Here is a 19,642-nt window from a genome sequence, read left to right as displayed (position 1 = left end):
CAGCCGCCCCCGCCCGGCCCGGACTCGGCCCCCACTCGGTCCCGACCGGCCCCCCGGCCGGTCAGGCGGTGGATCTTCTCAGCTCATCCGCAGTGCCAGGAAGAAGTCGAGCTTGTCCTCCAGCCGGGAAAGGTCCCGCGCCGTCAACTGCTCGATTCGCCCGACCCGGTACCTCAGCGTGTTGACGTGGAGGTGCAGCCGCGTCGCGCAGCGGGTCCACGAGCCGTCGCAGTCCAGGAAGGCTTCGAGGGTGGGGATGAGCTCCGCCCGGTGGCGGCGGTCGTAGTCCCGCAGCGGGTCCAGCAGCCGGGCCGTGAAGGCGCGGCGGACGTCGTCCGGGACGAACGGGAGCAGCAGGACGTGCGAGGCCAGCTCGTGGTGCCCGGCCGCGCAGACCCGGCCCGGGCGGGCCGCAGCGACCCGGCGGGCGTGCCGGGCCTCTTCCAGGGCTCCGCGCAGGCCCTCGGCGGAGGACACGGCCGCGCTGACGCCCAGGGTGAGCCGGCCGTCGTCGGCGAGCCCGGCCGCCAGGGGGTCCCGTACGGCCGCGAGCAGCGTTTCCGCGTGCAGGGCGGTGTCGGGGCCCTTCTCCTCGCCGGGCTCCCCGGCGGGCGCGGGCAGCGGTACGAGGGCGATCGCCTCGTCCCCGGCGTGCGCGACGGCGATCCGGTCCGAGGGTTCGGGACCGGAGACGGAGGGGTCTACGAGGATTTCCTCCAGCAGCGACTGGGCTACGGGGCCGCCCGCGATGTCACCGCCGTCCCAGTCCACCCGGGCCACGACGACCTGCCAGTGCGGGGCGGTGCCCAGACCGGGCAGGAGCACCGGCGCGGCCACCCGCAGGCGGGCGGCGATCTCGGCGGGCGGAGCGCCCGTCTGGACCAGCTCCAGGACCTCCTGGGCCAGCCGGCGGCGCACCGTACGGGCCGCGTCGCGGCGGTCCCGCTCGACGGCGATCAGCTGGGTGACGCCCTGGAGCAGGTCGAGCCGCTCGGCCGGCCAGTCCCCGGCGTCGGCCTCCACGGCCAGCAGCCAGTCGGAGAGCACGCTCTCGCGGACGTCCCGGGCCGCCGGACCTGCGGCGCCGCGCCCGTGTCCCCTGATCGGGAAGAGGGAGTAGGTAATACCCTGGAGGGAGATCCGGTGCGGGCCCCTGCGGCCCGTCCGGACCGCCGCGAGGTGCTCGCTCGCCAGTGCCGCGCAGATGCCCGGCGCCAGCGGCTCGCCCGCCCCGGCGATCTGCCGGCCCGTGGGCGAGAGCACCCAGGCCCGGAGATCGAGGTCCGTGGTGAGCAGATCGAGCACCACATCGGGTCCGCCACCGGCCGGACCGGAGGTCATGAGCCGGCGATGGCGGTCCACGACGGCCGCGAGGTCCCCGGCGCGCTCTCCCGACACCTGCCGCACCACGTACTCGGTGATGGTGGCGAATGCAACGTCTTCGTTTACGGCGAACAACGGGAGACGGTTGCGCAGACACGCCGTGACGAGGTCGTCGGGAATGTCACCCAGCTCCGCCTCGCCGGCCGCGAGCCCGGCCACGCCGGCGCTCGCGAGGATTCGTACGAACGGCTCGGAGTCGGCCGAATTTCGTCTCCATGCCAGGCCAGTGAGGACCAGTTCCCCTCCGGATAGGTATCGGCTGGGATCCCTCAGGTCGGTCGTCATGACCCCGCGGACCGTCCGGTCGAGTTCTTCCTCGCCGCCCAGCAGCCGCAGCCCCAGCGCCTCGGTTTCCAGCAGTGCGCGCAGCCGCATGATGTCGCCGCCGATCTGTCTCGAATGTTGCCGTTGGAAATCGGGCAGGTCGTCGCATCCTGCCTTTCATACGAATCTACAAGACGAGGGAGGTCCCCAGCCAACTCCTTCATGGTTTCGGTGACTGCACCCGAGGGACGGATGGCCGCTGTACTGAGTCCACACCGCGTTAACAGCACGTGAACGACCAGTCGAGGGCCCAACGGCCTCCTGGCTTGAAGTGAACGACCCGATTAAGAAGAAGAGAGCCGCACATGGACTTCCTTCGCCCCGCCAGCTGGGAGGAGGCGCTCGCCGCTAAGGCCGAGTTCCCCACAGCTGTGCCGATTGCGGGTGGCACCGATGTGATGGTCGAGATCAACTTCGACCACCGTCGGCCGGAGTACCTCCTGGACCTGAACCGCATCGGTCTCCTGCGGGAGTGGGAGGTCGGCGAGGACGTGGTACGTCTGGGCGCCTCCGTCCCGTACACGCAGATCATGGAGAACCTCCGCACGGAGCTTCCGGGACTCGCGCTCGCCTCGCACACGGTCGCGTCCCCGCAGATCCGTAACCGCGGCGGTGTCGGCGGCAACCTCGGTTGCGCCTCGCCGGCCGGCGACTCCCACCCCGCGCTCCTCGCGGCGGGTGCCGAGGTCGAGGTGGAGTCCGTACGCGGATCCCGCCTGATCCCGATCGACGAGTTCTACACCGGCGTCAAGCGCAACGCGCTGGCCGCCGACGAGCTCATCAAGACCGTCCACGTCAAGAAGGCGGACGGCCCCCAGCAGTACTCCAAGGTCGGCTCCCGCAACGCGATGGTCATCGCCGTCTGCGCGTTCGGCCTGGCGCTGCACCCCGAGACCCGCACGGTCCGTACCGGTATCGGTTCGGCCGCGCCGACCCCGATCCGGGCGAAGGCCGCCGAGGAATTCCTCAACGCCGCGCTCGAAGAGGGTGGCTTCTGGGAGTCCGGCAAGGTCATCACCCCGTCGATCGCCAAGCAGTTCGGTGACCTCGCCTCCGGCGCGGCCAACCCGATCGACGACGTCCGCGGCACGGCGAAGTACCGTCGCCACGCGGTCGGCATCATGGCTCGCCGCCAGCTCGTCTGGACGTGGGAGCAGTACCGCGGTTCGAACAACGGCCGCTCGCTTGAAGGGGCTGCGTAATCATGCGCGTCAATTTCACTGTCAACGGCCGTCCGCAGGAAGCCGACGACGTCTGGGAGGGCGAGTCCCTTCTCTACGTCCTGCGCGAGCGCCTGGGCCTGCCCGGTTCGAAGAACGCCTGTGAGCAGGGCGAGTGCGGTTCCTGCACCGTCCGTCTCGACGGCGTGCCGGTCTGTTCCTGTCTGGTCGCGGCCGGTCAGGTCGAGGGCCGCGACGTCGTGACCGTCGAGGGCCTGGCGGAGTTCGCCAAGCAGCGCGACGAGCACGGCCACGGCGGTGCCTGCGGCACCGGCGGCGGCTGCGGCAGCAAGGGCGGCGTCTCCCTGGACGCGGCCAAGCAGTGGCAGGCCAAGCCGGGCGACTCCCAGACCGGCGAGGGCGTCGAGCTCTCCACCATCCAGCAGGCGTTCATCGACGCCGGCGCCGTCCAGTGCGGTTTCTGCACCCCGGGCCTCCTGGTCCAGGCGGACGCGCTGCTGGAGGAGAACCCCTCCCCGTCCGACCAGGACATCCGTGAGTCCCTGTCCGGCAACCTCTGCCGCTGCACGGGCTACGAGAAGATCCTCGACGCGGTCCGCCTCGCGGCCGCCCGTCAGTCTGAGGCGGTCTGACCATGGCCCAGAACACGCGCACGGTCCCGGCGGGTACGCCGACCAACGTCACGCAGAAGCACAACAAGGGCGGCATCGGCGAGTCCACGCTGCGCCCGGACGGCACCCTCAAGGTGACCGGTGAGTTCGCGTACTCCTCGGACATGTGGCACGAGGACATGCTGTGGGGCCAGACGCTCCGCAGCACCGTGGCCCACGCCGAGATCGTCTCGATCGACATCTCCGAGGCCCTGGCGATGCCGGGTGTCTACTCGGTGCTGACGTACGACGACCTGCCGGCCGAGATGAAGAACTACGGCCTCGAGATCCAGGACACCCCGGTTCTCGCCAACGGCCGGGTCCGTCACCACGGTGAGCCGGTCGCCCTCGTGGCCGCCGACCACCCGGAGACCGCCCGCCGCGCGGCCGCCAAGATCAAGATCGACTACCGTGAGCTGCCGCTCGTCACGGACGAGGCCTCCGCCCTCGCCGAGGGCGCGCCGCTGATCCACGAGGGCCGTGACGACCACCACATCGGTCACGTCCCGCACCCGAACATCGTGCACCGCCAGCCGATCATCCGCGGCAACGTGGAAGAGGCCCGCAAGCGCGCCGACGTCATCGTCGAGGGCGAGTACACCTTCGGCATGCAGGACCAGGCCTTCCTCGGCCCGGAGTCCGGCCTGGCCGTGCCGTCCGAGGACGGCGGTGTCGAGCTGTACGTCGCCACCCAGTGGCTGCACTCGGACCTCCAGCAGATCGCCCCGGTCCTGGGCCTGCCGCCGGAGAAGGTCCGCATGACGCTCTCGGGCGTCGGCGGCGCGTTCGGTGGCCGCGAAGACATCTCGATGCAGATCCACGCCTGCCTCCTGGCCCTGGCCACGAACAAGCCGGTCAAGATCGTCTACAACCGCTTCGAGTCCTTCTTCGGCCACGTGCACCGTCACCCGGCGAAGCTGTACTACGAGCACGGCGCCACCAAGGACGGCAAGCTCACGCACATGAAGTGCAAGATCGTCCTGGACGGCGGCGCGTACGCGTCCGCTTCCCCGGCGGTCGTGGGCAACGCCTCCTCCCTCTCGGTCGGTCCGTACGTCCTGGAGGACGTGGACATCGAGGCGATCGCGCTCTACACGAACAACCCGCCCTGTGGCGCGATGCGCGGCTTCGGCGCCGTCCAGGCCTGCTTCGCCTACGAGGCCCAGATGGACAAGCTCGCGGCGAAGCTGGGCATGGACCCGGTCGAGTTCCGTCAGCTCAACGCCATGGAGCAGGGCACGATCATGCCCACCGGCCAGGTCGTGGACGCTCCGGCGCCCGTCGCCGAGCTGCTGCGCCGGGTCAAGGCCCGTCCGCTGCCGCCGGAGCGCCAGTGGGAGTCCGCCGGCGAGAGCGCGGACGTCCGCGCGCTGCCCGGTGGTCTGTCGAACACCACCCACGGTGAAGGCGTCGTCCGCGGCGTCGGCTACGCGGTCGGCATCAAGAACGTCGGCTTCTCCGAGGGCTTCGACGACTACTCCACCGCCCGCGTGACCCTCGAGGTCATCAACGGCGAGGCCGTCGCGATGGTCCACACGGCCATGGCGGAGGTCGGCCAGGGCGGCATCACCGTCCACGCGCAGATCGCCCGTACCGAGCTGGGTGTCACGCAGGTGACCATCCACCCGGCCGACACGCAGGTCGGCTCCGCCGGTTCCACGTCCGCCTCGCGGCAGACGTACATGACCGGTGGCGCCGTGAAGAACACCTGTGAGGCCGTCCGCGAGGCGGTCCTGGAGATCGGCCGGCGCAAGAACGGCTCGTACCACCCCGCGTGGGCGACCGCCGAGCTGCTCCTCGAAGGCGGAAAGGTCGTCACGGACGGCGGAGAGGTCCTCGCGGACCTCGCCGACATCCTGGAGGGCGAGGACGCGATCGACATCGAGCTCGAGTTCCGCCACGCCGCGACCGAGCCCTTCGACCTGGTCACCGGCCAGGGCAACGGCCACGTCCAGTACACCTTCGCCGCGCACCGCGCGGTCGTCGAGGTGGACACCGAGCTCGGCCTCGTCAAGGTCGTCGAGCTGGCGACCGCCCAGGACGTCGGCAAGGCCCTGAACATGCTCTCCGTGGTCGGCCAGATCCAGGGTGGTACCACCCAGGGCCTGGGTGTCGCGATCATGGAAGAGATCATCGTGGACCCGAAGACCGCGAAGGTGCGCAACCCCTCCTTCACGGACTACCTGATCCCGACCATCCTCGACACCCCGACCATCCCGGTCGACGTCCTGGAGCTCGCCGACCCGAAGGCCCCGTACGGCCTGCGCGGTATGGGCGAGGCCCCGACCCTCTCGTCCACCCCGGCCGTCATCGCGGCGATCCGGGCGGCGACCGGTCTGGAGATCAACAAGACGCCGATCCGTCCGGAACTGCTCACCGGCACTCTCTAGGACGGCCTGGTCCGGGGGCCGCGAGGCCCCCGGACCCCCCCAGATTTCCGGGCGGTGTGGCACGGGAACGTCACACTTCCAGTCGCACCGCCCGGAGCGCAGAAGTCCGGAGTCATCAGCACCGCACCGCTCGCGGTCAAGTTTTCACCGGCAGTACCCCCCCGTAGTACCCCCCGGTGCACCGCCTACCCCAGGTGACACCAGGAGTACCAGCCGTACCGCAGAACCCTCGCAGTACCCGCAGTACACGCAGTGCACCATTTGCGTCGCCTCGGGCCGTCACCCCGGGTCGTGCAGCCAAACGCGTTTTCCCAAATCCCGTGTCTCCAATCTTTATGCGGGTGCCCCTTTGAACCTTGGGAGTTAGGCACCATGACCCAGTCCTCTGTGGAGCCCAAGACCAGTGCGGAGGAGGCCGGAGACGGCTCTCCGACCCCCGCCGGCCTGTCTTGGCTCGACCGGTACTTTCACATCAGCAAGCGCGGATCCAACGTCGGCAACGAGGTTCGTGGCGGTATCACGACCTTCATGGCGATGGCGTACATCCTCCTGCTGAACCCCCTGCTCCTTTCGGGCAAGGACGTCGCGGGCACCACCATGGCCCCCGCGGCCCTGATCACCGCGACGGCCTTCGCCGCCTGCATCACCACGCTCCTCATGGGCTTCGTCGGCAAGGTGCCGCTGGCACTCGCCGCCGGTCTGTCCGTGTCGGGCGTGCTCGCCTCGCAGGTCGCACCCGCGATGACCTGGCCCCAGGCCATGGGCATGTGTGTGATCTACGGTGTCGTGATCTGTCTCCTGGTCGTCACCGGCCTCCGCGAGATGATCATGAACGCGATCCCCCTCGCGCTCAAGCACGCGATCACCATGGGCATCGGCCTGTTCGTGGCCCTCATCGGCCTCGTGAACGCGGGCTTCGTCGGCAAGGGCTCGGAATTCGGTCCCCCCGTCACCCTCGGTCACGGCGGCGAGCTCGCCGGCTGGCCCGTCCTGCTCTTCTGCGTGACCCTGCTCGTCATCTTCGCCCTGCAGGCCCGCAAGATCCCCGGCGCGATCCTGATCGGCATCGTCGGCGGCACCGTCCTCGCGGCCATCCTGAACGCCGTCGCGGACATCGACCCGAAGGCCTGGAAGAGCGGCCCGCCGGTGCTCTCGGGCTCCGCGGTCTCGATGCCGGACTTCTCCCTCTTCGGTGACGTCTCCTTCGGCGGCTGGGGCGACGTCGGTGTCATGACGGTCGGCATGATCGTCTTCACCCTCGTGCTCGCCGGCTTCTTCGACGCGATGGCCACCATCATCGGTGTCGGTACCGAGGCCAAGCTCGCCGACGACCAGGGCCGCATGCCGGGCCTGTCCAAGGCGCTCTTCATCGACGGTGCCGGTGGCGCCATCGGTGGCGTCGCGGGTGGCTCCGGCCAGACCGTGTTCGTCGAGTCGGCCACCGGCGTCGGTGAGGGTGCCCGCACAGGCCTCGCCTCCGTCGTCACCGGTCTGTTCTTCGCGCTCTGCCTCTTCTTCACCCCGATCACGCAGATCGTCCCGGGTGAGGTCGCCTCCGCGGCCCTGGTGGTCATCGGCGCGATGATGATGCAGAACGCCCGCCACGTGGACTGGGCCGACAGCGCCACCTCGATCCCGGTCTTCCTGACCGTCGTGATCATGCCCTTCACGTACTCGATCACGGCCGGCGTCGCCGCCGGTGTCATCTCCTACGTCGTCATCAAGCTGGCGCAGGGCAAGGCGCGCGAGATCGGTGCCTTCATGTGGGCGCTGACCGGAATCTTCCTGGTCTTCTTCGCGCTCCACCCGATCGAGGGATGGCTCGGCGTCAGCTGAGCCGGGCGGACCTGATCCGTACCAAGAGCCGCACCCTCCACGTATCCGATACTGGAATCTGAACCCCTCCGAGGAGGCCCCATGCTGGATATCGCCGAAGAACTGAACCGGTGGGTCGAGCAGGGACGTGACTTCGCCGTCGCCACGGTCGTGGCGGTCGGCGGGAGCGCACCCAGGCAGCCCGGAGCGGCCCTCGCCGTCGACAGTGACGGTACGGCCATCGGTTCGGTCTCCGGTGGATGCGTGGAGGGTGCGGTGTACGAGCTGTGCCAGCAGGCGCTCGAAGACGGCGAGACCGTCCAGGAGCGCTTCGGCTACAGCGATGACGATGCCTTCGCCGTCGGCCTGACCTGCGGCGGAATCATCGACATCCTGGTGACCCCGGTCCCCGTGGGCTCTCCCGCACGGGAGGTGTTCGCGGCCTCGCTGGCCGCTGCCGCCCGCGGGGAGGCGGCGGCGGTCGCCCGGATCGCCGAAGGTCCGGCCGAGCTCATGGGCCGCGCCGTACTCGTCCGGGGCGAAGGCTCCTACGAGGGCGGTTTCGGCGGTCACCCCGAGCTGGACCGTGCCATCGCCGACGAGGCACGGGCCATGCTCGACGCCGGCAAGACCGGTGTGCTGGAGATCGGCGCCGACGGCCGCCTCTGCGGAGAGCCGCTCAAGGTGCTGGTCGAGTCCAGCGTCCCGCCGCCCCGGATGGTCGTCTTCGGGGCCATCGACTTCGCCTCCGCCCTGGTGCGGATCGGCAAGTTCCTCGGCTACCGGGTGACGCTGTGCGACGCCCGGCCCGTGTTCGCCACGAAGAAGCGTTTCCCCGAAGCGGACGAGATCGTGGTCGACTGGCCGCACCGCTACCTGGAGGAGCAGTCCTCCGCCGGCGAGATCGACGCCCGGACGGTCCTGTGCGTCCTCACGCACGACGCCAAGTTCGATGTCCCGCTCCTCGAACTGGCCCTCAAACTTCCCGTCGCCTACGTCGGCGCCATGGGCTCCCGCCGCACCCACGAGGACCGCAACAAGCGGCTCCGCGAGGTCGGCGTGACCGAGCTCGAACTGGCCCGGCTGCGCTCCCCGATCGGCCTGGACCTCGGGGCCCGCTCCCCGGAGGAGACCGCGCTGTCCATCGCCGCCGAGATCGTCGCCAACCGGCGCGGCGGCACCGGAGCGGCCCTGACCGGCGCCCACATCCCGATCCACCCGGACGTCGCGAACACGGTGATCAGCAGGATCGGTTCCGTAGCTTGAAGAGCTGACGGGCTGTAACACGGTGCGCAAAGGGCGCAACCCCCGTGGGGGTTGCGCCCTTTCGTTGTTCCGTCTATCTTACCGGCCGGTAACAGCGTCTTCCCGTAACGGAGTTGACCGGATGTCTGCCAGCCGATCGAGCAACCGCCGTGTCCTGACCGCTCTGGCGGCCGTGGCCGCGCTGGCCCTGGCCGCCCTCGCGGCGGGTCCCGGGCCCGCGGCGGGCGCCGGGTTGCCGGCGGGCGCGGGGCCCGCCGGCCCGGGCCCGCGCGAGGTCCTGTTCGTGGGCAACAACTGGGAGGGCACCGCCGACGTCCTCGCCTCCACCGGGAGCCTGGCCAAGGTGGGCCGGATCGACATGGTCCCCGACAAGGCGGAGCGGCTCCGGGAGATCTACCTCAACCCGGTGAAACTCGCCTACTTCCTGGGAGTCCGGGCCACGGCCGGCGAGGGGCACGACCAGTTCGTGGACGACATGTACACCACCCCGGACGGTTCCGCCGTCGTCGCCTCCCGTCCCAGCTTCGCCGACGTCGTCTCCATCGACGTCCGCACCGGCCGGATCAACTGGCGCTTTCCCGTGGCCGGTTACCGGGCCGACCACATGGCCGTCTCCCCGGACGGCACCCGCGTGGCGGTCTCGGCCTCCACCGCCAACACCGTGCACGTCCTCGACATCGCCAGCGGCCGCCAGGCCGGCTCCTTCGCCACCGGCGACAAACCGCACGAGAACACCTTCACCCGGGACGGCCGCTTCCTGTGGAACAGCTCCATCGGTGACGTGACCTCCGCCCTCGACGCGCCCTGGCTGGACTGGACGAAGGGCGACCGCAGGATCACGGTCGCCGACGCGCAGACCCTCCGCCCGGTCCGGGTGATCGACATGCGGGCCCGTCTCGACGCCTTCGGGCGCTCCGACCTGTCCGACGCGGTGCGGCCCGTGTCCTTCGCCCCGGACGAGTCGAAGCTGTACTTCCAGGTGTCCTTCTTCAACGGCTTCGTCGAGTACGACGTGGCCGCCGACCGGATCACCCGGATCAAGACGCTCCCCGAGAACCCCGCCACCAGCACCGACCGCACCACCTGGGTCAACGACTCCCGCCACCACGGCATGTCCATGAGCCCGGACGGATCCAAACTGTGCGTCGCCGGGACCATGGACGACTACGCGACCGTCGTGGACCGGGCCACCCTGGAGCAAGGCCCCCTCGTCCCCGCCGCCAAGCCCTACTGGGCCACGGTCGACGGCGACGGCTCCGGCTGCGTGATCTCCGAGAGCGGCGCCGACCAGGTCACGGCCATCGACTTCGCCACCGGCGCGAAGCGGGTGTCCGTACCCGTCGGAGACCACCCGCAGCGGATCCGCCTCGGGCACGTCCCGGCGGACTGGACGGGGCCCGCGGCGCGCTGACCGGCCACCGGACGGGGCGAGAATCGGCCCTTATGAAGTGACTGGTCCGCCATGACCGATTAGTCTCCGGATCATGGTGGAGATCCGCGAGGTGCCCGAGGCCGACATCGACCGCGCTCTGGAGCTCGCGTACCTGGTCTTCCACGACCGCCCGGAGAAGGAGGGGCGCGAGCGGCACCACGAGCTGCTCCGCCACTGCCTGCGGATCGGGGCCTACGACGGCGGGGCGATCGTCGGATTCATGGCCGCGCACGCCTTCCGGCTCTCGGTGCCCGGGGCGGACCTGCCCTGCCCCGGGCTCACCTTCGTCTCCGTCGCCCCCACCCACCGCCGGCGCGGCGTACTGACCGCCCTGATGGGGGAGATGCTCCGGCGGGCCGGGGCGCAGGGCAGTCCCGTCGCCGCCCTGTGGGCCTCCGAAGCCGCCATCTACGGGCGCTTCGGCTACGGCAGCGCCACCCAGGGCGCCACCATCGAGATCGACTCCACCCGGCCGCTGGCCCTGCGCATCGAGGCGGACCGGCGGCCGCTGCGACTGGTCGCCACCGCGGACCCCAAGGAAGCCGTCGCCGTCGTGGGCCCGTACCACGAGGCGGCCCGCGCGGTCCGGGCCGGGCGGCCCACCCGCGGCGAGCGGCGCTGGACCGAGGAGTGGCTCACCGAGCAGGACGAGGAGGACGAGGAGCTCAGCCCGCCCCGGATCATCGTCCTGGGGGAGCCCGGCGAGCCGATCGCGGGCTACGTCCTCTACCGCACGAAGCCCGAGGGCGACACCGGGGGCGTGCGGACCCCGGGCCTGGTCCGGGTCGACGAGCTGGAGGCCGACACCCCGCAGGCCGCCGCCGCGCTGTGGGAGTGCCTGGCCTCCCTCGACCTCACGGGCCGGGTCACGGCATGGGGCCGGCCGGCCGACGACCCGCTGCTGCACTTCGCCGCCGACCGGGACCAGGTCCGGGTCACCGCCGCGTTCCCGGCGCTCTGGCTGCGGCTGGTCGACGTGGCGGCGGCCCTGACCGCCCGGTCGTGGGCCGCGCCCGTGGAACTCGTACTGGAGCTGACCGACGTACGGCTGCCCGCGAACGCGGGGCGGTTCCTCCTGACGGCCGGGCCGGACGGGGCGGCGTACGAGCCCGCCGCGGGCCGGGCCGCGGACCTGACCCTGGACGTACGGGAGCTCGCGGCCTGCTACCTCGGCGGGACCCGGGCCGTCGAACTGGCCGCGGCCGCACTGGTGGTGGAGCACACCCCCGGCGCGGCGGCGGCACTGGACGCGGGACTGCGCACCGCGCTGCTGCCGCACACGGCGGACGAGTTCTGAAGGATCCGCGGCGGAGGATCCGCGGCGAGGGATCCATGGCGAAGGATCCGCGGCGGGGGAGGACGGCCCCCGCGCCGCGGACCCGGCTCAGCGGGCGGGCAGGGAGATCCGGGCCGCCGACATGCCGAAGCCGGAGCTCAGGACTCCGGTGGAGATCCCGTCGCCCAGGCGGTGCAGGTCCTCCTCGCGGTAACGGACCGTCTTCACGTGCCAGTTCAGGATTCCGGCCAGCCAGTCCTTCAACTCGCCCACGTACGCGTCGAGTCCGGCCCGGGCCCCGGCGTCCAGCTTCCAGTCCTCGTAGAGCAGCGGCAGCTGGTCCGCGACGATGTGCTCGAACTCCTCGGTGCGCTGGGTCATCAGCGAGTGGCAGATGTGCAGCGCCTCCTCGTAGCCGATGTCGAAGAAGTTGCGGGTGACGAGCACGTAGTTGTGCACCTCGCCCTCGACCTCCACCTCCTTCTGGTACGAGAAGATGTCGTTCATCAGGCACGCGGCGTCGGCGGCCGCGTTCTCCAGGGAGCGGATGGTGCCCGAGGCGTAGATGTCGTCGGGGATGCCCCGGCCCGCCTGGCCCAGCCGGCACAGGTACATCGTCAGGTGCGAGCCGAAGGTGTGCCGGCGCATCTCCGCGTAGTCCACCGGGTCGGGGATGCGGTTCTGGATCTGGTTCTCCATCTCCCACAGCCAGCTCTGCAGCATGCTCACCAGGGTGGCCCGGAACTCGGCCCGGACCTCGGGGGTCATGTCCTTGCTGGTGCGCACCCACAGGTCGCCGAGGGACCGCTCCATCGCGGTCAGTGCCACCGGCTGCTCGGCGTGGTCCACCGGGATCATGGCGACGAGCCGCGCGGTGGTGGCCTTGGCGGCGGAGAGGTTCTTGGACTGGGCGAAGACCACCGGGTAGTAGTCGTCCCCGTACGTGCCCCAGGTCAGCCAGCAGGCGTTGAGGGTCAGGGCCTCGGGGGTGGCGTCGGGGTCGATGCCCGCGGAGCAGAGCGCGAAGTCGTAGCCGCGCAGCTTCTCCTCGTTCCAGATCGCCGAGCCGGGGTCGCCGGGCTGCGGATCGATCAGGCCCATCTGCCTCGCCCAGGCGACGGACTCCTCGCGGGCGCGGGTGTGGTGGGGGCTGAGGGTGAGCGGGAACGGCATGTAGACGTCGGGGACGATCGACGGGCCGGTGTGCTCGAAGGGGACGTGGGTGAAGGAGCGCCGGCGCATGTCCAGGGCGCGGGGGGCGAGGATGGAGCGGAGGTCGAGGGCGGTGGTGCCGAGACCCGAGGGCATGAACGGCAGGGTGAGCGGGGCGGTGGCCCGGGCCTCCTTGTTCATGTAGCGACTGGAGACCATGTGCCACTCGTGGCCGCCGGACTGCCAGTCCTGGAGGCCCTTGGCGTAGGCGAGGACGGCGGCGATCTCGGCCGGGTTCATCGCGTGGTCCGCGAAGAGCTGGGGGAGTTCGGCGAGGGCGGTCTGCTCGAACTGCTGGAGCCGGGAGGTGAGGAGGTCGTTGGAGGCCTCGGCCGCCTCCTGGGTGGTGCAGCCGAGGAAGGTCTCCAACACCAGGATGGCGTTGGAGAGTTCGCCCTCTTCGGAGACCTCGCGCTGGTAGGAGAAGATGTCGTTCCTGATGTGCACGGCGTCCGAGAAGGAATCGCGCAGCACGCCGAGGGGGCGGGAGTGCGCGACGCGGGCCGGAACCTCCGCGGAGACGTATTCGATGAGCCCGGCGGACCAGGGGGCGCCGCCGACCTTGCGGCGCATCTCGATGTATTCGAGGGGGTTGGAGACCCGGCCGATGTTGATGTTGGCGAGTTCCCACATCGACTCGTCGAGCAGGTTCTTGGTGGACAGGGAGAACCGTTCCCGCCAGTCCATCGACATGGCCGGGACGGTACGGGCCCACAGGTCGGCGAGTCCGGCCTCGACGGGGTTGGTGGCCTCGGGGAACCCGTCCGCCAGGTCCATCGGCATGAAGGCGCCGAGCCGGTCGAGGTAGGCCTTGGCGCCCGCGCGGTCCTGGGAGCGTTTGAACATCTCCAGGAAGTGGTCGTCGAAGAAGAACACCCACACGTACCAGTCGGTGACCAGGGACAGCGCCTCGCTGTCGCAGTCGGGGTGGGTGTAGGAGCAGAGCAGGGCGTAGTCGTGCGAGTCGAGGTCGCGCTCCTCCCAGACGCCGGAACCTTCCAGCATCCCGAAGTCGCGGGCCCACTTCTTGGTGTGGACCCTGGCGTCCTCCAGGTGGGGGTTCAGTCGTGCCGGATAAGGCACATAGAAATCCGGCAGTTGAAACGGCTGCGTCACGGCAGGGTGGGCCTTTCATCTGACTGTCTCGTCGGTTCCCTCACGAGATCAGCAGGGCCCTACCCCGGGTGCCGGTGGGATAAGGGGGAGTTCACTTCATCAGGTGACGTGTGCGTCGTTCTGTGGCGGATGGGGCCGGTGACCGGTAGGGAGACGGGAGGGGTGGTCGAGGAGGCAGCCGGGGAGGTGGCCGAGGAGGTGGCCGGGGAGGGTCGCCGCCTCCCCGGCGCCCTCCCCGGCCGCCGGGGGCTCAGGCCCCGGCGGACTTCCGCTCGTCGAACGCCGGGTAGAACTTGCGCAGCAGGCCGAAGGTCTCGGGGAAGTCGAGCTGGCCCGGGGCGGAGCTGGCACCGAAGAAGGAGTACGTGATCCGGGACCCGAGGGCGGGGAAGAAGACGCGCGAGACCGCCCCGGCCTCGCCCATGGCGATGACGATCAGCCGGGTGTCCTCGGCTCCGGCGCGCAGCAGGAGCGAGGCCAGCCGTCGTACGTCGTCCTCGGACCGCACCATCGTGGACACCTTGACCACGTCGGCGCCGGCGCTCTTCGCGTCGTCGATGACGGCCTGGAGTTCCTCGGTGGCCGGGGTGAATTCGAAATTGTGATAGGAGACGAGCGCCACCGTGTCGTGCCGGTGGGCGGCCTCGATCACCTCGGACAGGATTTCCCCGGAGGAAAGCTCGATGTCCACGGCGTCGACCCGAGGGGCGAGCGCACGGAACAGTTCGAGCCGCTGCGCCTCGGTGCCCTGCCACTCGCCGCCTTCGCGGGCGGACCGGATCGTGGCCAGGACCGGCAGCGTCTTGAACTCGTCGACCTGGGCCAGGACGTGGTCCGTTCCGGTCGCCGCGTACCGGTCGACGCGCAGTTCGGCCACGTCGACGCCGGCGCTCTTCGCGGCGTGGGCGCGCGGCTCGGTTCCGCTGTCGTCGAAGCTGACGGCCACCAGCGGAATCCCGCCGTCGAGAAGCGCCCGCAGTGAATTCATTTCTTGGTCACAGCCTTTTCGATTCCGATATCCGACGCGAAGTGCAGGGTGAACGGGGCGGATTATACGTGGAATCCATCGGGGTGAGGGGGCTCGCCCGCCCCTTGGTCGGGCGGGCGGGCGGCGATCCCCAAGGCGCTGGTGTCGCACCCCCGGATGCTTGTCCGATTGTTCTAGGTTTGTGACATCAGTTCATACTTTGGAATTCCGAAGGGACTCTCATGGCGATCGACCTCGACAAGGTGCTGGACAAGGCGTGGGCCGACAAGCCGCTCGCGGAGGTGCTCGCGGCGCCGGTGGCCGCGCTCAAGGGCGTCACCGACAAGGACGGCGAGCTGCTGCTGGAGGCCTTCGGCGTGAAGACCGTCGCCGACTTCGGCCAGCTGAAGTACGCGCGCTGGGCGCAGGCGCTGGTCGCGCTGAACCAGACCAGCAAGTAAGCGGGGCCGGCGCACCGGCTACCCGGCGGGCCTCAGGTCCCCGTCGGGATGGGCCGCGCGCCAGGCCTTGATGGACAGGTCCCAGTCGTCGCCCGTCAGGGCGGTGAGGGAAGCGGGAAAGAGGCCGTCCTCCTCTTTCGCGATGTGGTGGTGGAGCTCCTCCACCGCACGGCGCAGGGCCGCGGCGTCCGCCGGGTCCGCCACGTCGGCGCCGGCGAGGAAGGCCGCCAGCTCGCGGTGCTCCCCGACCAGTGCCGCGATGTACGCGGCGTACTCCGGGTCCCGCTCCATGACGGCGAACAGGCCGTCCTCCTCGCCCTTCCAATGGGCGAGGAGGACGGCCGTCATCTCCGCGACGAGGGTCCGTGCCCTCGGGAGGTCCCCCGAGTCCAGGGCGCGCAGCGCGTCGCCCGCGGCGTTCGTCACCGCCTCGTGCTCGGCGATGAACTCCTTGATCAGGGGGATCTCGCGGCAGCCGCAGTAGTGGCACATGCGGCTCAGTCTGATCCAGCCGGTGCCCGGTTAGTCGCTTTCGCCTTCGAGGTTGCCCTCCGTGTCCAGGTACACCTGGCGCAGCGCCTCCAGCACCTGCGGGTCCGGCTTCTCCCACATGCCGCGGGACTCGGCCTCCAGCAGCCGCTCCGCGATCCCGTGCAGGGCCCAGGGGTTGGCCTCCTCCAGGAAGGCGCGGTTCTCCGGGTCCAGGACGTACGTCTCGGTCAGCTTGTCGTACATCCAGTCGGCGACCACGCCGGTCGTGGCGTCGTAGCCGAAGAGGTAGTCGACGGTGGCGGCGAGCTCGAAGGCCCCCTTGTAACCGTGGCGGCGCATCGCCTCGATCCACTTCGGGTTCACGACGCGGGCCCGGAAGACCCGCGAGGTCTCCTCGACCAGCGTGCGCGTCTTGACCGTCTCGGGCCGGGTCGAGTCCCCGATGTACGCCTCGGGGGCCGTGCCGCGCAGGGCGCGGACGGTGGCCACCATGCCGCCGTGGTACTGGAAGTAGTCGTCGGAGTCGGCGATGTCGTGCTCACGGGTGTCGGTGTTCTTCGCCGCGACCGTGATCCGCTTGTAGGCGGTCTCCATCTCCTCGCGCGCCGCGCGCCCTTCGAGGCCCCGGCCGTACGCGTACCCGCCCCACACCGTGTAGACCTCCGCGAGGTCGGCGTCGGTGCGCCAGTCGCGGGAGTCGATCAGCTGCAGGATGCCCGCGCCGTACGTGCCCGGGCGCGAGCCGAAGATGCGGGTGGTGGCCCGCCGCTCGTCCCCGTGCACGGCCAGGTCGGCCTGCGCGTGGGCCCGTACGAAGTTGTCCTCCGCGGGCTCCTCCAGCGAGGCCGCCAGCCGCACCGCGTCGTCCAGCAGGCCGATGACGTGCGGGAACGCGTCGCGGAAGAAGCCCGAGATGCGCAGGGTCACGTCGATGCGCGGCCGGCCGAGCTCCGCGAGCGGGATCGGCTCCAGGCCGGTGACGCGGCGCGAGGCCTCGTCCCAGACCGGGCGGACGCCGAGCAGCGCCATGGCCTCGGCCACGTCGTCGCCCGAGGTGCGCATCGCGCTCGTGCCCCACAGGGACAGGCCGACGGAGGCGGGCCATTCGCCGTTGTCCGTGCGGTAGCGGGTCAGGAGGGAATCGGCCAGGGCCTGGCCGGTCTCCCACGCGAGGCGCGAGGGGACGGCCTTCGGGTCCACCGAGTAGAAGTTGCGGCCGGTCGGCAGCACGTTGACCAGACCGCGCAGCGGGGAACCGGAGGGGCCCGCCGGGACGAACGCGCCGTCCAGGGCGCTGACCACGTGGGTGATCTCGTCGGTGGTGCCGGCCAGGCGCGGGACGACCTCGCGGGCCGCGAAGTCCAGTACGGCCGCCACCTCCGCCGAATGACCGGCGGCCACGGAAGCCACCGCCTCCGGCGCCCAGTTCGCGTCCTCCATCGCCTGGACCAGCGCGCGGGCCGTCTCCTCCGCCTCGTCGGCGGTGGTGCGGGTGGCCGCGGACTCGTCGAGGCCGAGCGCTTCGCGCAGACCCGGCAGGGCCGTCGTACCGCCCCAGATCTGACGGGCGCGCAGGATGGCGAGGACCAGGTTGACGCGGGCGTCGCCGGTCGGGGCGCCGCCCAGGACGTGCAGACCGTCGCGGATCTGGGCGTCCTTGATCTCGCACAGCCAGCCGTCGACGTGCAGCAGGAAGTCGTCGAAGCCGTCGTCGTCGGGACGCTGCTCCAGACCCAGGTCGTGGTCCAGCTTCGCGGCCTGGATCAGCGTCCAGATCTGCGCGCGGATGGCCGGCAGCTTCGCCGGGTCCATCGCGGAGATCTGGGCGTACTCGTCGAGGTGCTGCTCCAGGCGCGCGATGTCGCCGTACGACTCCGCGCGCGCCATCGGCGGCACCAGGTGGTCGACCAGGGTGGCGTGCACCCGGCGCTTGGCCTGGGTGCCCTCGCCCGGGTCGTTGACCAGGAACGGGTAGATGAGGGGCAGGTCGCCGAGCGCGGCGTCGGGGGCGCAGGACGCGGAGAGGCCGGCGTTCTTGCCCGGCAGCCACTCCAGGTTGCCGTGCTTGCCCAGGTGGATCATCGCGTCGGCGCCGAAACCGCCGTCCTCGGCCCGGGCCTGGATCCAGCGGTACGCGGCCAGGTAGTGGTGCGAGGGCGGCAGGTCCGGGTCGTGGTAGATCGCGATCGGGTTCTCACCGAAGCCGCGCGGCGGCTGGATGAGGATGAGGAGGTTGGCGCGGCGCAGGGCCGCCAGCACGATGTCGCCCTCGGGGTTCGCGGAGCGGTCCACGAACATGTTGCCCGGGGCCTCGCCCCAGTGCTGCTCCACGCTCGCGCGCAGATCGGCCGGGAGCTCGGCGAACCAGCGCTTGTAGTCGGCCGCCGGGATCCGGACCGGGTTGCGGGCGAGCTGCTCCTCGGTGAGCCAGTCCTGGTCGTGGCCGCCGGCCTCGATCAGGGCGCGGATCAGCTCGTCGCCGTCGCCGGAGACCAGGCCCGGGACGTCCTCGACGGGACCGAAGTCGTACCCGCCCGCGATGAGCGTGCGCAGCAGCTCCACGGCGCTGGCCGGGGTGTCCAGGCCGACCGCGTTGCCGATGCGGGAGTGCTTGGTGGGGTACGCGGAGAGGACCAGGGCGATCTTCTTGTCGCGGCGCTCGATGTGGCGCAGGCGCGCGTGCCGCACGGCGATGCCGGCCACGCGGGCGGCCCGCTCGGGGTCGGCGACGTAGGCGGGCAGCCCGTCCTCGTCCAGCTCCTTGAAGGAGAACGGGACGGTGATCAGGCGGCCGTCGAACTCCGGGACGGCGACCTGGGTGGCGGCGTCGAGGGGGGACAGGCCCTCGTCGTTCTCCTCCCAGGCGGACCGGGAACCGGTCAGGCACAGGGCCTGCAGGATCGGCACGCCGAGGGCGGCCAGGGCGCCGGCGTCCCAGGACTCGTCGTCACCGCCCGCGGAGGCGGTGGCGGGCTTCGTGCCGCCCGCGGCGAGGACCGTGGTCACGATCGCGTCGGCGGACGCGAGCTGCTCGATGAGCTCCGGCTCCGGGGAGCGGAGGGAGGAGACGTAGAGGGGGAGCGCCTGGGCGCCGTGGGCCTCGATCGCCTCGGAGAGCGTGTGCACGAAGGCGGTGTTGCCGCTCATCTGGTGCGCGCGGTAGTAGAGCACCGCGATCCGGGGCCCTTCGGTGCGCTGCGGGGTGCGCTCCAGCGGGCCCCACGTGGGGGAGGCCGCCGGGGGCTCGAAACCGTGGCCGGTGAGCAGCACGGTGTCGGAGAGGAAGCGGGCGAGCTGCTCCAGGTTGGCCGGGCCGCCGTGGGCGAGGTAGCCGTGCGCCTCGGCAGCGATGCCGATCGGGACGGTCGAGGCTTCCATCAGCTGTGCGTCGGGGGCCTGTTCGCCGGTCAGTACGACCACCGGGCGGGTCTGGCCGGGGGCCAGGAGCAGGTCGAGGCCGTCCTGCCAGGCGCGCAGGCCGCCGAGGAGGCGTACGACGACCAGGGTGACGCCGTCGAGGAGACCCGGGAGGTCGTCGAGGGGAAGGCGGGAGGGATTGGCGAACCGGTACGGGACGGGAGCGTCCCCGGCGGTCGCTGCGCGGGCGCTGAGCAGATCGGTGTCGGACGTCGACAGCAGCAGGATCATGCGGCGGCAGGCCTTCCTCGGGGTTTCCG

General features: G+C 70.8%; 13 protein-coding genes. 8 read left to right on the top strand and 5 right to left on the bottom strand.

The window, feature by feature from the left end; genetic code table 11:
• Positions 1 to 78: 78 nt before the first annotated feature.
• Positions 79 to 1,758, bottom strand: coding sequence for a PucR family transcriptional regulator (locus tag AC3IX6_RS07390; RefSeq protein WP_266885523.1), 1,680 nt, complete (start codon positions 1,756 to 1,758; stop codon positions 79 to 81).
• Positions 1,759 to 2,012: 254 nt separating this feature from the next.
• Between AC3IX6_RS07390 and AC3IX6_RS07385 the strand changes: the two genes are divergently transcribed.
• The 7 genes from AC3IX6_RS07385 to AC3IX6_RS07355 all read left to right on the top strand — a co-directional run bounded on the left by AC3IX6_RS07385 (position 2,013) and on the right by AC3IX6_RS07355 (position 11,738).
• Complete coding sequence (locus tag AC3IX6_RS07385; protein WP_250744166.1) at positions 2,013 to 2,909, top strand: FAD binding domain-containing protein; 897 nt, start codon at positions 2,013 to 2,015, stop codon at positions 2,907 to 2,909.
• 2 nt (positions 2,910 to 2,911) lie between these two features.
• Positions 2,912 to 3,520, top strand: coding sequence for a (2Fe-2S)-binding protein (locus AC3IX6_RS07380; protein WP_385367681.1), 609 nt, complete (start codon positions 2,912 to 2,914; stop codon positions 3,518 to 3,520).
• 2 nt (positions 3,521 to 3,522) lie between these two features.
• The gene (locus tag AC3IX6_RS07375; protein ID WP_385367680.1) at positions 3,523 to 5,928 is read left to right on the top strand and encodes a xanthine dehydrogenase family protein molybdopterin-binding subunit; all 2,406 of its coding nucleotides are present in this window, start codon (positions 3,523 to 3,525) and stop codon (positions 5,926 to 5,928) included.
• A 372-nt stretch (positions 5,929 to 6,300) separates the two neighbouring features.
• Positions 6,301 to 7,764 carry an NCS2 family permease gene (locus tag AC3IX6_RS07370; protein WP_489369436.1) on the top strand — a complete coding sequence of 488 codons (1,464 nt, stop codon included), beginning with the start codon at positions 6,301 to 6,303 and terminating at the stop codon, positions 7,762 to 7,764.
• Positions 7,765 to 7,845: 81 nt separating this feature from the next.
• Complete coding sequence (locus AC3IX6_RS07365; protein WP_489369435.1) at positions 7,846 to 9,009, top strand: XdhC family protein; 1,164 nt, start codon at positions 7,846 to 7,848, stop codon at positions 9,007 to 9,009.
• Between the two features lie 121 nt (positions 9,010 to 9,130).
• Positions 9,131 to 10,420: a YncE family protein gene (locus tag AC3IX6_RS07360; RefSeq protein WP_489369434.1), complete on the top strand. Its 1,290-nt coding sequence runs from the start codon at positions 9,131 to 9,133 to the stop codon at positions 10,418 to 10,420.
• A 73-nt stretch (positions 10,421 to 10,493) separates the two neighbouring features.
• Positions 10,494 to 11,738, top strand: a complete 1,245-nt coding sequence (locus AC3IX6_RS07355; protein ID WP_489369433.1) for a GNAT family N-acetyltransferase — start codon at positions 10,494 to 10,496, stop codon at positions 11,736 to 11,738.
• 87 nt (positions 11,739 to 11,825) lie between these two features.
• Here the strand turns inward: AC3IX6_RS07355 and AC3IX6_RS07350 are convergent, their stop codons facing one another.
• Positions 11,826 to 14,045, bottom strand: a complete 2,220-nt coding sequence (locus AC3IX6_RS07350) for a terpene synthase family protein (protein ID WP_489369432.1) — start codon at positions 14,043 to 14,045, stop codon at positions 11,826 to 11,828.
• Between the two features lie 250 nt (positions 14,046 to 14,295).
• Entirely contained in the window at positions 14,296 to 15,033 is a 738-nt protein-coding gene (aroD, locus tag AC3IX6_RS07345; RefSeq protein WP_489369431.1) for a type I 3-dehydroquinate dehydratase, read from the bottom strand.
• A gap of 221 nt (positions 15,034 to 15,254) precedes the next feature.
• Here aroD and AC3IX6_RS07340 point away from each other — a divergent pair, with 221 nt between their 5' ends.
• The gene (locus tag AC3IX6_RS07340; protein WP_327303778.1) at positions 15,255 to 15,473 is read left to right on the top strand and encodes a hypothetical protein; all 219 of its coding nucleotides are present in this window, start codon (positions 15,255 to 15,257) and stop codon (positions 15,471 to 15,473) included.
• 18 nt (positions 15,474 to 15,491) lie between these two features.
• Here AC3IX6_RS07340 and AC3IX6_RS07335 read toward each other — a convergent pair whose 3' ends face one another.
• Positions 15,492 to 15,965, bottom strand: coding sequence for a hemerythrin domain-containing protein (locus tag AC3IX6_RS07335; protein ID WP_489369430.1), 474 nt, complete (start codon positions 15,963 to 15,965; stop codon positions 15,492 to 15,494).
• A gap of 30 nt (positions 15,966 to 15,995) precedes the next feature.
• Positions 15,996 to 19,613 (bottom strand): cobaltochelatase subunit CobN, encoded by a 3,618-nt coding sequence (gene cobN, locus AC3IX6_RS07330; RefSeq protein ID WP_489369429.1) that lies wholly within the window; start codon positions 19,611 to 19,613, stop codon positions 15,996 to 15,998.
• Positions 19,614 to 19,642: the final 29 nt, after the last annotated feature.

The sequence above is a fragment of the Streptomyces sp. GL_141 genome, from assembly GCF_057834385.1.
Note: the sequence above shows the minus strand (reverse complement) of the source record. Positions and strands in the feature narration are given on the sequence as shown.